This is a genomic window from Bradyrhizobium sp. NAS80.1 (genome assembly GCF_001908205.1).
Classification (GTDB): domain Bacteria; phylum Pseudomonadota; class Alphaproteobacteria; order Rhizobiales; family Xanthobacteraceae; genus Bradyrhizobium.
In genome coordinates this window covers 1-15,123 of sequence record NZ_LGHL01000116.1, presented here as the reverse complement: position 1 = coordinate 15,123, position 15,123 = coordinate 1, and the positions used below count along the sequence as shown (strand labels likewise).

Annotated in this window: 13 protein-coding genes and 1 pseudogene; 5 read left to right on the top strand and 9 right to left on the bottom strand. The window is 64.6% G+C overall.

Features of this window, described 5'->3' with window-relative positions; genetic code table 11:
- Positions 1 to 109 precede the first annotated feature (109 nt).
- Positions 110 to 1,297 (top strand): pyridoxal-phosphate-dependent aminotransferase family protein, encoded by a 1,188-nt coding sequence (locus AC629_RS25035; RefSeq protein ID WP_084807604.1) that lies wholly within the window; start codon positions 110 to 112, stop codon positions 1,295 to 1,297.
- Positions 1,298 to 1,529: 232 nt separating this feature from the next.
- Complete coding sequence (locus tag AC629_RS25030) at positions 1,530 to 3,635, top strand: S9 family peptidase (RefSeq protein ID WP_084807603.1); 2,106 nt, start codon at positions 1,530 to 1,532, stop codon at positions 3,633 to 3,635.
- 189 nt (positions 3,636 to 3,824) lie between these two features.
- Here the strand turns inward: AC629_RS25030 and AC629_RS25025 are convergent, their stop codons facing one another.
- A complete protein-coding gene (locus tag AC629_RS25025; protein ID WP_084807616.1) occupies positions 3,825 to 4,544 on the bottom strand; it encodes a ribonuclease activity regulator RraA in 720 nt (239 codons plus the stop codon).
- Between the two features lie 125 nt (positions 4,545 to 4,669).
- On the bottom strand, positions 4,670 to 6,406 hold the full coding sequence (gene araD / locus AC629_RS25020; RefSeq protein WP_084807602.1) for an L-arabinonate dehydratase: 1,737 nt from the start codon (positions 6,404 to 6,406) through the stop codon (positions 4,670 to 4,672).
- 255 nt (positions 6,407 to 6,661) lie between these two features.
- On the opposite strand from araD, the pseudogene AC629_RS50690 reads away from it, so the two are divergent.
- Both AC629_RS50690 and AC629_RS25010 read left to right on the top strand, forming a co-directional pair.
- Positions 6,662 to 6,790 (top strand): annotated as a pseudogene (locus AC629_RS50690) (response regulator); the annotation flags it as partial.
- Positions 6,791 to 6,947: 157 nt separating this feature from the next.
- Entirely contained in the window at positions 6,948 to 10,448 is a 3,501-nt protein-coding gene (locus AC629_RS25010) for a PAS domain S-box protein (RefSeq protein WP_084807600.1), read from the top strand.
- 189 nt (positions 10,449 to 10,637) lie between these two features.
- Here the strand turns inward: AC629_RS25010 and AC629_RS25005 are convergent, their stop codons facing one another.
- Complete coding sequence (locus AC629_RS25005; protein ID WP_084807599.1) at positions 10,638 to 11,273, bottom strand: response regulator transcription factor; 636 nt, start codon at positions 11,271 to 11,273, stop codon at positions 10,638 to 10,640.
- Between the two features lie 148 nt (positions 11,274 to 11,421).
- Between AC629_RS25005 and AC629_RS25000 the strand changes: the two genes are divergently transcribed.
- Positions 11,422 to 11,727: a hypothetical protein gene (locus tag AC629_RS25000; RefSeq protein ID WP_084807598.1), complete on the top strand. Its 306-nt coding sequence runs from the start codon at positions 11,422 to 11,424 to the stop codon at positions 11,725 to 11,727.
- 54 nt (positions 11,728 to 11,781) lie between these two features.
- Here AC629_RS25000 and AC629_RS24995 read toward each other — a convergent pair whose 3' ends face one another.
- From AC629_RS24995 to AC629_RS24970, 6 genes are all read right to left on the bottom strand, one after another.
- Positions 11,782 to 12,261: a response regulator gene (locus AC629_RS24995; RefSeq protein ID WP_084807615.1), complete on the bottom strand. Its 480-nt coding sequence runs from the start codon at positions 12,259 to 12,261 to the stop codon at positions 11,782 to 11,784.
- Positions 12,262 to 12,427: 166 nt separating this feature from the next.
- Positions 12,428 to 12,745 (bottom strand): pilus assembly protein PilZ, encoded by a 318-nt coding sequence (locus AC629_RS24990; protein WP_084807597.1) that lies wholly within the window; start codon positions 12,743 to 12,745, stop codon positions 12,428 to 12,430.
- 2 nt (positions 12,746 to 12,747) lie between these two features.
- Positions 12,748 to 13,629, bottom strand: coding sequence for a CheR family methyltransferase (locus tag AC629_RS24985; RefSeq protein WP_084807596.1), 882 nt, complete (start codon positions 13,627 to 13,629; stop codon positions 12,748 to 12,750).
- Positions 13,630 to 13,690: 61 nt separating this feature from the next.
- Complete coding sequence (locus AC629_RS24980; RefSeq protein WP_084807595.1) at positions 13,691 to 14,077, bottom strand: response regulator; 387 nt, start codon at positions 14,075 to 14,077, stop codon at positions 13,691 to 13,693.
- Positions 14,078 to 14,108: 31 nt separating this feature from the next.
- Positions 14,109 to 14,582 carry a chemotaxis protein CheW gene (locus AC629_RS24975; protein WP_084807594.1) on the bottom strand — a complete coding sequence of 158 codons (474 nt, stop codon included), beginning with the start codon at positions 14,580 to 14,582 and terminating at the stop codon, positions 14,109 to 14,111.
- A 21-nt stretch (positions 14,583 to 14,603) separates the two neighbouring features.
- Positions 14,604 to 15,123, bottom strand: a 520-nt coding sequence (locus AC629_RS24970; protein WP_143199418.1) for a response regulator, incomplete at its 5' end; no start/stop codon positions are given.

Here is a 15,123-nt window from a genome sequence, read left to right as displayed (position 1 = left end):
CACTCCAGACCTGCATTTTTACGTGCTTTTCTTGGGTGTCCACGGCGCGTAAAAGCGTAGTTCAGCAACCCACCATCAGCCTGTTCTCAAGCAACAAGGACCAACAGCAATGACCGTTCGCGCGGGCCGCGAATTTCTGGCCATCCCCGGGCCCACCACGATGCCCGACGATGTGCTGCGGGCGATGCATCGTCCGGCGATCGACATCTACTCCAAGCAGATGACCGATCTGACCGAGAGCCTGCTCCGCGACATCTCGAGGCTGTTCGCGACCAAGGGCAAGTCCTACATCTACATCGCCAACGGCCATGGCGCCTGGGAAGCCGCACTGAGCAACGTGCTGTCGCGCGGCGACAAGGTGCTGGTGCTCGAGAGCGGCCGCTTCGCGGTTGGCTGGGGCAATGCGGCGGCGCTGATGGGCGCCGAGGTCGAGGTGCTCAAGGGCGACTGGCGCCGCGCGGTACGGCCGCATGAGGTCGAGGAGCGCCTGCGCCGCGACAAGGAGCACACGATCAAGGCCGTCGTCGTCGTCCAGGTCGACACCGCCTCGGGCGTGCAGAACGACATCGAGGCGATCGGCAAGGCGATCAAGGCGAGCGGTCATCCCGCGCTGTACATGGTCGATACCGTCGCCTCGCTCGGCTGCATGCCGTTCGAGATGGACAAATGGGGTATCGACGTCGCGATGTCCGGCTCGCAGAAGGGCCTGATGACGCCGCCCGGTCTCGGCTTCGTCTCCGCGGGCGAGCGCGCGCTCGAGGCGCACAAGAAGGCCAACATGTCGACGCCCTATTGGAGCTGGAGCGAGCGCGAAGGCACCGAGCACTATCGCAAATATGCCGGCACCGCGCCGGTGCATCTGTTGTTCGCGCTGCGCCAGGCGATCGATCTCTTGCACGAAGAGGGCCTGGAGAACGCCTTCCGTCGCCACAGCCTGCTCGGCGAGGCCGCGCGCCGCGCGGTCGGCGCCTGGTCGGAGGGCCAGGTGCTCGGCTTCAACGTAGCCGAGGCCAGCGAACGCTCCAACACCGTGACCACGGTGACCATGAGCAACGGCCACGATCCGGCGGCCCTGCAACGCTATTGCAAGGAGAAGTGCGGCGTCGTGCTCGGCACCGGCATCGGCGATCTCTCCGGCCAGGCCTTCCGCATCGCCCATATGGGCCATGTCAACGCCCCGATGCTGCTCGGAACGTTAGGGGTGATCGAGGTCGGGCTGAATGCGCTGAAGATCCCGCACGGCAAGGGCGGGCTCGAGGCCGCGGTTGCGTATCTCGGCGAAGAGGTGGCGGTGTAAGGTTCGTCTCGTGCCCCGGACGCAGCGCAGCGCGCAGCGGTGCGCTGCTGAGCCGGGGCCCATACGGCAACGCTGGGTCCCGGCTCTGCGGAGCGGCGCCATAAGCGCGTTTACGCGCGTCTTTCGACGCGCTATGGCGCCGCACCGCGTCCGGGACACGAGAAGCCTTCTTTAATTCCCCCGCGTTCGATCTGATATAGGGACGAGACACATCCCTGCCACGAGGATCGATTTGCCCAACGCCATCAGCCAAACCCGCCCGCCCGTCGCCCCGCGCCGGCCGCTTTCCTGCACGCGGCACGGCATCACCGTGACCGACGATTATGCCTGGCTGAAGGATGAGAAGTGGCAGGAGGTGCTGCGCGATCCCGCAGTGCTGGATCCCGACATTCGCAAATATCTCGACGAAGAGAACACCTACACCGAAAGCCTGCTCGGCCACACCGCCGCCTTGCAGAAAACGCTGGTGCGCGAGATGCGGGGACGGATCAAGGAGGACGATTCCAGCGTGCCGTCGCCGGACGGGCCGTTCGCCTATTTCCGCAAGTTCCGCGAAGGCGGGCAGCACGAATTGTTCGGCCGCATGCCGCGCGACGGTGGCGACAGCCACATCGTGCTCGACGGCGACGCGCTCGCCAAGGACCACAAATATTTCAAGTTCGGTGGCAGCCGGCACTCGTACGATCACAAGCTGCAGGCGTGGAGCGCCGACACCAAAGGCTCCGAATATTTCTCGATCCGCATCCGCGACTGGGCCACCGGCAAGGATCTCGACGACGTCGTCGAGGAGACGGACGGCGGCATCGTCTGGAGCGAGGATGCGAAGTCCTTCTTCTATGTGAAGCTCGACGACAATCACCGCCCGATGCAGGTGTGGCGGCACCGGCTCGGCACCAAGCAGGCGGACGACATGCTCGTCTATGAAGAGCAGGATTCCGGCTGGTTCACCCATCTGCACGAGAGCACTAGCGGCCGCTTCTGCGTGATCGCCGGCGGCGATCACGAGACAAGCGAGCAACGGCTGATCGATCTCGCAAATCCCGAGGCGCCACCGCGCCTGGTCGCGGCGCGACAGGAGGGCGTGCAATATTCGCTGGCCGATCGTGGCGACGAGCTCTTCATCCTCACCAATGCGGATGACGCGATCGACTTCAAGATCGTCACCGCACCGCTCGCCGCACCTGAGCGCAAGAACTGGCGCGATTTGATCCCGTATCGGCCGGGGATCTACATCATCGATCTCGATCTCTATGCCGGCCATTTGGTGCGGCTAGAGCGCGCCAATGCGCTGCCGGCGATCGTGATCCGTGACCTCTCGACCAAGGAAGAGCACGCCATCGCCTTCGACGAGGCCGCCTATTCGCTGGACACCATGGGCTCCTACGAATTCGAGACGACGACCCTGCGTTTCTCGTATTCGTCGATGACGACGCCGTCGGAAGTCTACGACTACGACATGAGCAAGCGCACGCGCGTGCTCCGCAAGCGCCAGGAGATCCCGTCCGGCCACGATGCGGCCGACTATGTCACGACGCGCATCATGGCGAAATCGCATGACGGTGCCGAAGTGCCGGTCTCGATCCTCTATCGCCGCGGGCTCAAGCTCGACGGCTCGGCGCCACTGTTACTCTACGGCTACGGCTCCTACGGCATGGCGATGCCGGCCTCGTTCAGCGCCAACCGCATGTCGCTGGTCGATCGCGGCTTCGTCTATGCCATCGCGCATATTCGCGGCGGTGCCGACAAGGGCTGGGGCTGGTATCTCGACGGCAAGCGCGAGAAGAAGACGAATTCGTTCGACGACTTTGCCGCCAGCGCCCGCGCACTGATCGCAGAAAAGTATACGAGCGCAAAACGCATCGTCGGCCATGGCGGATCGGCCGGCGGCATGCTGATGGGCGCGGTCGCCAACCGCGCCGGCGAGCTGTTCGCCGGCATCGTTGCCGAGGTGCCGTTCGTCGACGTGCTCAACACCATGCTCGACGACACGCTGCCGCTGACGCCGCCGGAATGGCCCGAATGGGGCAACCCGATCGAGAGCGAGAAGGATTTTCGGACGATCCTCTCTTACTCGCCCTATGACAATGTTGCGGCGAATGAGTATCCGGCGATCCTGGCGATGGGCGGACTGACCGACCCGCGCGTCACCTACTGGGAGCCGGCCAAATGGATCGCCCGCCTGCGCGCGACCATGAGCGGCGGCGGCCCGGTCCTGCTGCGCACCAACATGGGCGCCGGCCATGGCGGAGCATCGGGGCGCTTCGACCGGCTCGATGAAGTCGCGATTGTGTATGCGTTTGCGCTGTGGGCGGTCGGAATGGCGGAGGCAGGGGTGTAACCCATCGTCGTCCCGGCGAACGCCGGGACCCATACCGCGTGATCCATCGGTGAAGTGCGGGTAGCAGTACCGATCAAGACCTCTTAACTACAAGCCTTCGCCAAGCTGCTCCCTGTGGTTATGGGTCCCGGATCAGCGCTTCGCTTGTCCGGGACGACAACCGAGAATGTAGCGTGATCTGCAGAACAATCAGCGGCCATTTGCCTTCCGCCACGCCGCAAAATCAGTCAGCGTCTGCGGATCGGTCGCCGGATAGAGGCCGAAGATGCCGCGACCCTTGCCCACTTCCTCGGTGACGAAATCCTCGAACGCGGTCATCTCGAAGGTCTCGTTGGCGATCTCGTCCGCAAGATGCGCGGGGATCACGATCACACCGTCGCTGTCGCCGAGAATGACGTCGCCGGGGAACACCGGCGCATCGCCGCAGCCGATGGGTACGTTGATCTCGATTGCCTGGTGCAAGGTCAGATTGGTCGGCGCACTGGGGCGGTGATGGAAGGCCGGGAAGCCGAGCCTTGCGATCTCGGCCGAGTCGCGAAAACCGCCGTCGGTGACGACACCGGCGACACCGCGCTTCATCAATCGCGTGATCAGGATCGCGCCGGCGGAGGCGGCGCGCGCGTCCTTGCGGCTGTCCATCACCAGCACCGCGCCGGGCGGGCAATCCTCGACCGCTTTGCGCTGCGGATGCGAGCAATCCCTAAACACATCGATGGTGTTGAGATCCTCGCGCGCCGGCATGTAGCGCAGCGTGAAGGCCTCGCCGACCATGGTCGGCTGGTCCGGGCCGAGAGGATGGACGTCCTGGATCATCTGGATGCGCAGGCCGCGCTTGAACAGCGCGGTGGCGACGGTGGCGGTGGAGACGGATTTGAGCTTGTTGCGGGTGGCTTCGCTGAGTTTTGTCATGATGTTCTCTCTCGTCTTCGTCATTCCGGGGCGCGCCACTTGGCGCGAGCCCGGAATCCATACTCCAGATCGTGGTTATGGATTCCGGGCTCGCCGCTTCGCGGCGCCCCGGAATGACAGTTGTGTTAGTAGATGGACGGTTCGCCGATCGGCGCACCGAAATCGGTCTCCAGGAAGTCGAAGTCGCAGCCATCATTGGCCTGCTTGATGTGCTTGGTGAACATCCAGCCATAGCCGCGCTCGAAGCGGCGCTCGGGCTGCTTCCAGGCGGCGCGGCGCTTTTCGAGCTCGGCCTCTGATACGTCGAGATTGATGGTGCGAGCGGCGACGTCGAGCGTGATGCGGTCGCCGTTCTGCACCAGCGCCAGCGGGCCGCCGACATAGGATTCGGGCGCGACGTGCAGGATGCAGGCGCCATAACTGGTGCCGCTCATGCGTGCATCCGAGATGCGCACCATGTCGCGCACGCCCTGCTTCACGAGCTTGGTCGGGATCGGCAGCATGCCCCATTCCGGCATGCCCGGCCCGCCCTGCGGCCCCGCGTTGCGCAGGACCAGGATATGATCCTCGGTGACGTCGAGATTGGGATCGTCGACCGCCTTCTTCATCGAGGCATAGTCGTCGAACACGAGCGCCGGCCCGGTATGCTTGAGGAAGCGCGGCGCGCAGGCGCTCGGCTTGATGACGCAGCCGTCGGGCGCGAGGTTGCCCTTGAGCACGGCGAGCGCGCCTTCCTTGTAGATGGGATTGTCGACCGAGCGGATCACGTCGTCATTGTGCACTTCCGCATGGGCGATATTCTCACCGAGAGTCTGGCCGGTGACGGTGATGCAGTCGAGATGCAGATGCGGCTTGATCTGGCCCATCAGCGCCGGCAGGCCGCCGGCATAGAAGAAATCTTCCATCAGATAGGCATCGCCGCTCGGACGGACGTTGGCGATCACGGGCACCTTGCGGCTGGCCTTCTCGAAATCGTCGAGGCCGATGTCCTGGCCGGCGCGGCGGGCCTGCGCGATCAGATGAATGATCGCGTTGGTCGAGCAGCCCATCGCCATCGCCACCGCGATCGCGTTCTCGAAGGCCTTGTGGGTCTGGATCGTCTGCGGCGTCAAATCCTCCCAGACCATCTCGACGATGCGGCGGCCGCATTCGGAGGCCATGCGGATGTGGTTGGCGTCCGCGGCGGGAATCGAGGAGGCGCCCGGCAGCGTCATGCCGATCGCTTCGGCGATCGCGGTCATGGTCGAGGCCGTGCCCATGGTCATGCAGGTGCCATAGCTGCGGGCGATGCCGGCTTCGATGTCGAGCCAGTCGCGATCCGAGATCTTTCCGGCGCGCCGCTCGTCCCAGTATTTCCAGCCGTCCGAACCCGAGCCGAGCGTCTTGCCCTTCCAGTTGCCGCGCAGCATCGGGCCCGCCGGCAGATAGATCGCCGGGATGTTCATCGAAGTCGCGCCCAGCAGCAGCGCCGGCGTGGTCTTGTCGCAGCCGCCCATGAGCACCACGCCGTCGACGGGATGGCTGCGCAGCAGTTCCTCGGCGTCCATCGCCAGCAGATTGCGGTAGAGCATGGTGGTCGGCTTCAGCAGCGATTCCGACAGCGACAGGGCCGGCAGCTCCAGCGGCAGGCCGCCGGCCATCAGGATGCCGCGCTTGACGTCGTCGACGCGCGACTTGAAATGCATGTGGCAGGGCTGGGCGTCCGACCAGGTGTTGAGGATCGCGATGATCGGGCGGTCCTTCCACTCCTCCGGGGCATAGCCCATCTGCATGGCGCGCGAGCGGTGTCCGAACGAGCGGAGATCATCGGGCGCAAACCAGCGCGCGCTACGGAGCTGGTCGGGTGTTTTCTTCTTGGTCATTATCCTTGTCCCTCAGGGAATCCGCCCTGCTCTTCTCACAGGCCGTCCGCCCCTCGCAAGCCGCTGGCCGGGAACGGGCGCCTGCTATGCATGCGGGCGTGCATACATCCCGCTGCACCGCACCATCGAGGCAAAGCTGCCGGACAATTCTGAAGTGCTTGCGGGCTGGCCAGAATCTGCGCAACAATTTGGTATTTGATGCTTTGTTCATGGTCGTTCAGGGCTCGCCCGATCCGGCCCGGAGGAATTTGAGATGTGGCCAACATCCTGATTGTGGATGACGATCCGGCCGTGCAGATCACAACCCGCCTGATCTTCGAGAGAGCCGGTCATCCCGTCACGGTCGCCGGCGATGGTCACAAGGGACTTGCGCCGTTCGAGGCCGAGGCGTTGTTCGCTGCGGTCGATGGCTGCCTCAAGGCTTCGCAATCTTCATCTCCGCCCCAACCCGGCGTCAGCCCAGGCCGCGGATGACGGGACCGTCCATGTTGCAGCGTAGCAGAACATTCCGGCCCATTCCCGACGCGGCGCGAAGGGCGACATGACCCTCGCAACCCGGCTGGCCATCGCAATGAGCCTGTTGGTCGCGGTCGCGGTCTCCGCTGTCGGATGGCTGAGCCATTACAGCCTGCAGCAGGCTTTCCTGCCGCGCGTGCTCGATCGCATTGAAAGCCAATCACGGCTGATGGCGTCCCAACTCGAAGCTCAGACCAACGGCGCGCGCGCCGACATCGCAACGTTCCACTCAGATGCCGCCGTGCGCGGCATGATCGATGCCCATTTCAACAACGGCATCGATCCAATCGATCGCCTTTCAGAAACAACTTGGCGTGAGCAATTGCTGACGCGCCTCGTGGCCGATGTCGGGGCCAACCCGACCTACACGAAATTTCGCATCATCAACGCCGACGGCAGCGAATATCTGCGCGTCGACCGAACCGGCCCGACCGGATCGGTGCGCATCGTTCCCAACGATGCCCTGCAAAATAAGGACGAGCGCTCCTTCTTCCAGGACACGATCAAGCTGTCCGAAGGTCAGGTCTACGTCTCTCCGGTCGACCTGAGCGTCGACGACGGCGTGATCCAGATGCCCCATGTTCCGACGTTGCGCGTTGCGGCACCACTGTTTGGATCCGATCACCGGCTGTTCGGCATCGTCGTCATCAATGTCGACATGCGACAAGTGTTCGACCGCATTCGGATATCGATCCGGCGCGGCGAGTCGGTCTACGTCGTCGGCCGTAACGGCGACTATCTCGTGCATCCGGATCGGACTCGCGAGTTCGGTTCGCAACTGGGGACACCGACGCACTGGCAGGATGACTTCCCCTATTTCGCTGCAATCACCGGATCGACCCATGGCGCTACCCAAGTCGTGCCGGGCAGCGACGACAGGCCGAACGGCACCGCGATCTCGCCCGCGATCCTCGCCGAGGGCCAATGGGTCGGCATCATCCGCGTCGTGCCCAACGCCGTCTTCATGGCGCCGGCGGTCACAATCGAAAACAACACAATCACGATCGGCATCATCGCGATGATGGTCGCGGCCGTACTGGCCGTGCTCCTGGCGCGATCGCTGACCCGGCCGATCGTTCGGCTCACCGCGGCGGTCGAGGCGATCGGGCGCGGCCATTCCGCCGAGATCCCGGTCAACGCGCCGGGCGAGACCGGCATGCTGGCGCGGGCGTTTGCGCGCATGGTCGAGGAGACGAAGGCGAAGACATCAGCGCTGGAGCATGAGGTGGAGGCGCGGCGGCGCACCGAGGCCGCGCGCGATCATCATGCCGCGCGCGAGCGGCTATTCAGCGCGGCGGTCGAATCTTCCGACGATGCGATCATCATGCAAACGCTCGACGGGATCATTACGGGCTGGAATCCGGCCGCCGAGCGCCTCTACGGCTATTCTGCGGAGGAGGCCGTCGGCCAGCCGACCTCGATCATCATACCTGCCGAACGCCGCGAGGAAGGGAAGGACTATCTGCGGCGGATTGCGCTAGGCGAGTGGATCGAGAACTTCGAGACCGTGCGGATGCACCGCGACGGCAGCCTGCTCGATATATCGGTAAGTCTCTCTCCGATCCGGGGCCCTTCGGGCGAGATCATCGGTGCGTCGGGCTCGGCACGCAGTCTCACCGAGGCGCGGCGGACCGAGCGGGCTCTGCAACAGCAGTTGGAGGAGCGGCGGCAGCTGTTTGACACCTCGCAGGACCTGATCCTGATCATGGACCCGCAGGGCCATATCGTGCAGATCAGCCCGAGCAGCATGGCCGTTCTCGGCTATCGGCCGGAGGAAGTGATCGGCCGCAGCGGCGTCGATTTCATCCATCCCGCCCACCTCGAGCGGTTCCGCGAAGAAATGCGCGCGCTCCGGCGCGGCGGACGTCCGAAGTTTGCCGACACCCGTTGCTTCCACAAGGACGGGCGCGAGGTCTGGCTGTCCTGGCTCGGCAACTGGTCGGATCAAGCCAGGCGCTTCTTCTTCGTCGGACGCGACATGACCGAGGCGAGGCTCGCGGAAGAGTCCTTGCGCGAAAGCGAGCAGCTCGCGCGCAACATCGTCGAGACCGCGCTCGACGCCTTCGTCCAAACCGATGACCGGAGCAGCATCCTGAACTGGAGCTCGCGGGCCGAAGAGCTGTTCGGCTGGCGGCGCGAGGAGGTGCTGGGCAGGAACGCGATCGACCTCATCGTCGCCGAGGGCGAGCGCGACAGGGTCAAGGCCGGCCTCTCGCGTTTCCTCGAGTCCGAGGACAGCCAGATGCTCAACCGCCGCCGCGAGCTCAAGGTCCGCCGCCGCGACGGCAAGGAATTCAAGGCCGAGCTGAGCGTCACGGCGCTGAGGCGCCGTGAAGGCGTTCTTTTCAACGTGTTCTACCGCGACCTCACCGACAAGATCGCGTCCGAGGAGCGCATCCGCCACGCCGAGAAGATGGAGGCGGTCGGCCAGCTCACCGGCGGCGTCGCGCATGACTTCAACAACATCCTCACGGTCATCACCGGAACGATCGAGATCCTGGCGGACGCGGTGGCCAAGGATCCGGCGCTCGCGGCGATCGCGAAGATGATCGACGAGGCCGCCGGGCGCGGCGCCGAGCTGACCCAGCACCTGCTCGCCTTCGCGCGCAAGCAGCCGCTCCAGCCGCGCGAGATCGACGTCAACTCGCTGATCATCGACACCGCAAAGCTGTTGCGGCCGACGCTGGGCGAACAGATCCAGATCGAGTCTGTGTTCGAGGAGGAGAGCTGCGTTGCGATGGTCGATCCCAACCAGCTGACCACCGCAATCCTCAACCTCGCGCTCAATGCCCGCGACGCCATGCCTGATGGCGGCAAGCTGATCGTGGAAACGGGCTTAGCCTATCTCGAAGAGGTCTATGCTAGCGCCAACGACGTGCCGCCCGGACACTATGTTCTGATCGCAGTCAGCGACACCGGCACCGGCATTCCCGCGAACATGCTGGCAAAAGTGTTCGACCCCTTTTTCACCTCGAAGGGACCCGGCAAGGGAACCGGCCTTGGGCTCTCCATGGTCTACGGCTTCATCAAGCAGTCCGCAGGCCACATCAAGATCTACAGCGAGGAAGGCCACGGCACCACGATCAGGATGTACCTGCCGCCCGGCAAGACGCCCACGGCGGTCGGCGATGGCGCGCCCCCGGTGACGATCGAGGGCGGGCACGAGACGATCCTCGTGGTCGAGGACGACCGGCTGGTGCGCGACTACGTGCTGGCGCAGCTGCATTCGCTGGGATACGTCACACTGGAAGCCGCGAACGCCGCGGAAGCACTCGCGATCGTCGCCACCGGCAAGCCGTTCGACCTGCTGTTCACCGACGTCATCATGCCCGGCAAGATGAACGGACGGCAGCTAGCCGATGAGGTCTTGAAGATGCGTCCCGATCTCAGGGTGGTCTATACCTCCGGCTATACCGAGAACGCGATCATCCATCACGGCCGGCTGGACTCAGGCGTGCTGCTGCTGGCGAAGCCGTATCGTAAATCCGATCTGGCGCGGATCATCCGCAAGGCGTTGCAGGGATAAGGCGCCCCTCGTGTCCCGGGCGCGCTGCAGCGTGCCATAAGCGCGTTCACGCGCGTCTTCGACGCGCTATAGCTGCCGTGCAGAGCCGGAACCCAGACCTGCTAGCCGTGCGATTGGAGAGATGGGCCCCGGCTCTGCAGCGCATCACTGCGTGACGCGCTGCGTCCGGGGCACGAGAGAGATGCAGCCCTAAGACGCGCGCTGCGCGGCAGTCATCACGATGCGGATCAGGTCGGCGGCGTTGCGCGCGCCGAGCTTCTTCATGATGTTGGCGCGGTGGTCCTCGATGGTGCGCGGGCTGATGCCGAGCGTGCGGCCGGCTTCCTTGTTGGACGCACCGCAGGCGAACTGCTCGAGCACCTCGCGCTCCCTGCGCGTCAACGGCTCGCGTCCGGGGAAGTGCAGCTGGCCGAATTTCGGCGACGCGTTCTCCGCCTGCCTGCGTGCATAGGCCCCGATCGCCTCGTCCAGCCGGCCGACGATCTCGCTGCCGCGGAATGGCTTCTCGATGAAGTCGAGCGCGCCGCTCTTGATGGCGCCCACCGCCATCGCGATGTCGCCCTGGCCGGAGATCATGAAGATCGGCGCCGGATACTCCTCGCCTTGCAGTTCCTTGAGAATGTCGAGGCCCGACTTTCCGGGAATGTGCACGTCGAGCAGGATCGCAGCCGGTGTGCGGCTTCGCGCGATGGAGAGGAGTGCTGCGCCGTCCGCAAAGCAGATCACTTCGTAGCCCGCCGCCTTCAACACCATCGACAAGGTATCGCGAACGGCAGGGTCGTCGTCGACAACGAAGATTTCACCGCGAGAGGTTTGTTCGGCCATGTGCAACGTCCATTCGCATTGAGGACTCGCGTCCGCGCCAACCTGTATGGCGCTCGGCGCGGATTCGGCCCGCCCGTATTTGTACGGGACATGGACTTAACGCACAAGTAGTGGCGGGGTACCTAATTGCGGGGCACGGAGAATATCCATGCTAAATCTCGCTGGCACGCCCCCGCTCATCGCGACGCTCGAAACTGACAGCCGTCAGTTGATTGCAGCTGATCTTCGCTCGCTGATCGCGCGCATCGAGATCAGTATGCGTCCGATCGACGCGGCCATGGAAAGGGAAGACATGGCACGGGAAGACGATAGCGCTGTCGTCGGTTCCATCGACATCTTCGTGCTGGATGACGTCACGCCCCATTATGCCACGGCGAGCGCAGCCCTCAATGCCTGCCGGGCGGGCCTTGGCCACGCCCTGCAAGGCTTGTCGGAATCCACCAGTCCAGCGTAGGTCGCCATCAGCGCGGAGAATCCGCCGCAGCTGATTGCATGGCAGTTCCGCGCTTCAGGCGCGGTGCCGCTCCACAATCGCGTCCGTGGCGACGCCGCCCCAGGTGTGGATCGCCGGCAAGCCCATTGCCGTCTTGCCGAGATTGGCGAGGCTGATGCGCAAGGCCGCGAGGTCGAGCGGCTTCGGCAGGCTCTGGAGCTCGATCCCGACCGAGCGCGCAAAGCTGCGGGCGGCGCTGCGGCGCTTGCCGTCCATGCCGCTGATGACGATCACCGAGCCTGCGAATTTCGCGTCGGCCATCTCGCGCAGCACGTCGATGCCGTCACCATCCTCCAGCACGAGATCGAGCGTTACGCAGTCGAAGCGCGCGGAGCGGAGCTTTTCGATCGCCTCCGCCACGGACGGCGCCACGGTGACTTCATGGCCGGCGTGCTTGGCGGCGACCGTAATCAGGCTGCGCTGCGTGGCGTCGTCATCGACGACGAGGAGCTGCAGCGCGCGTCGCTCGGCGACGTCAGGCAGGTTTGACGGGATGGGGGGAGAGAGAGCTTCTTGGCATTGCCGGACCCTGAGATTGAGACGGGCAATTGGTACACGGGTCGCGCTTAAACCACGTAAAGCCGTTGTGACGAATTCATTCGGATGTTTTAGCAAATGTGAACCAACGTCTCGGGACACCGCGACGAGGCGCACGCGGAGATCACGCCGCCGCGTCGTGGCCGCCGACAGCGCCGCGCTTCTTCCGGTGCTTGCCGCGCAGGAACTGGATGTCCATTTCGGCACCGTTGACTCGCACCAGCTCGCAGCGGCGATAGGCGAGCCCGGTCGACGACAGCAGCAGGAAGAATTCCTTCAGGTTCAACCCCTGGATCGAGCCTTCGACAGTGAGGATGGCGTCGGTGTCGGAGATAGCGTTGAGCTTGCAGTCGCGCCGCCACGTGCCGTCGATCGCCATGATGCAGACATCATAGCCGCGACTGAACGTGACGCGCTCCGCACCCCTGCCATCCTCGGCCATGCTTATCGTCCTGCCATCACCGCCATGCGCGGCGGCGCGCTTGCGTGAGCCGGCCGGGGGGCCGCGACCGCACGCTGATCGTTCGGCTTGTAGAGACCGCGCCGGTCCGGGATCGGCCGGAACGTATCGGTCAATCCGACCACGGTTTCGGCCGCGCCAAGCACCAGGAAGCCGTCGGGCTCGATCTGGCGCGCAAGGCGGTTGAAGATGTTGATCTTGGTGTCCTGGTCGAAATAGATCAGCACGTTGCGGCAGAAGATGACGTCGAACGTGCCGAGCTGGGTGAAGTCGTGCAGCAGGTTGAGCTGGCGGTACTGGATCATCGCCCGCAATTCGGGATTGATCTGCCAGGTCTCGCCGGTCTGCTTGAAATATTTGACCAGCATCTGGATCGGCAGGCCGCGCTGCACCTCGAACTGGCTGTAGACGCCGGACTTGGCCTTTTCCAGCACCTCCTGCGACAGATCGGTCGCGATGATCTCGACCCGCCAGCCGGTAAGAGCCGCGCCCATCTCCTTCAGGCACATCGCCAGCGAATAGGGCTCCTGCCCGGTCGAGCCCGCGGCGCACCAGATGCGCACGCTGCGGCGGCCGGCGCGCGCCTTGATGACCTCGGGCATGATGGTGTCACGGAAATGATCGAACGGAACCTTGTCGCGAAAGAAGAAGGTCTCGTTCGTTGTCATCGCCTCGACCACGTTGGTGACGAGCGCGCCCGAGCCGCCTTGCAGCTTCTGCACGAGCTCGCCGATGCCGGAGAGCCCCGCCTTGCGCGCGAGCGGCAGCAGGCGGCTTTCGATCAGATATTGCTTGTCTGCGGACAGGTCGAGACCGGAATGGTCCCTCAGGAACTTACGCAGATACTCATACTCGGTCGGGGTCACGGATTCACTTTCGGAAGCTGTACTGGAACACTCTGGCCGAAAATACGCGGGCCAGACACACTCAGACAAAGGCTTGCCCGACCGGGATCAAGCCGACTTGGGCGAACTTGTCGGCGATGATGTCTTTATTGAAGGGCTTCATGATGTATTCGTTGGCGCCGCCGCTGAGCGCCTGGGCGATATGAGCCACGTTGTTCTCGGTGGTGCAGAACACCACCTTGGGCTGGTCGCCGCCGGGCAGGCGACGCATGTGGCCCATGAATTCGAAGCCGTCCATCACGGGCATGTTCCAGTCGAGCAGCACCGCATCGGGCAGCTTCCACTGGCAGATCTCGAGCGCCTTGGAGCCGTCCTCGGCCTCGGTGACTTCGAATTCCAGGCCTTCCAGGATCCGGCGCGCAATCTTGCGCACGACGCTGGAATCATCGACCACCAAACATGTCTTCATTTTGGTCTCCGGTTTCGATGTTTTCGTTAGCTCACGCAGCCATCTGCACTTCGGTCTTCAGCTCGAGGACGCGATCGACGTCGAGGACGACCATGAGCTGGCCGTCGAGGCGGTGGACGCCGCCGGCGAGCTTGGCCATGCGGGGGTCGAGGTTGACGGGGTTGTCTTCCTTGCCGTCCTCGGGCAGGCGCAGCACCTCGCCGATCTGGTCGATCAGCAGGCCATAGGATTCGCCGCGCAGGTCGACGCCGACCGCCATCGGCACCTTGCCGTGCTCGGCCTTGGGCAGGCCGAGCCGGGCGCGCATGTCGATCACGGTGACGATGCGGCCGCGCAGGTTCAAGACGCCCGCGATCTCGTGGCTGGCCAGCGGCACGCGGGTGACGCGCTCGGGCATGAACACGTCCTGGACGCGGGAGATCGGCAGGCCGAAGAGCTGGCCGCCGATCATCGCGGTGACGTACTCGACCATGGCGCCTTCGGTGGTCTGGGTCTTGCTGCTCATAGCGATCTCTCCTCGTCCGGTTTAGGCCGCTGCCCGGCTCAGCTCGGAGGCGCCGGCGGCGCTCGCGGTCTGTTCCTTCAGCGCCGCGATCAGACCGGGACGGTCGAACTTGGCGACATAGTCGTGGAAGCCGGCCTGCCGGCCGCGCTCGATCGCCGCCGGCGACACCAGCGCCGACAGGCCGATGATCGGCATCGCGCCGAGATTGGTGTCGGAGCGGATCACTTCGGCGAACTCGAACCCGTTCATGTCGGGCATCTCGATGTCGGTCAGGACCACGTCGAAGCTCTGCGCGCGCAGCGCGGCGAGGCCCTCCTGCGCGGTCGGCGCGGTGCGGACGCGGTAGCCGGCGGCCTTGAGCACCGGCGCCAGCATGTTGCGGAAGAACGCGCTGTCGTCGACCAGCAGCACCGACTGCGCGTGCATCGACGGCATCATCTCCTTGCGGGTGAACCAGTCCGCGAACGCCATCGGCAGGAAGTGGCCGACGTCGATCACCTCGGTGGCCTGGCCCTTGATCACGGCCGAGCCCAGGATGCCT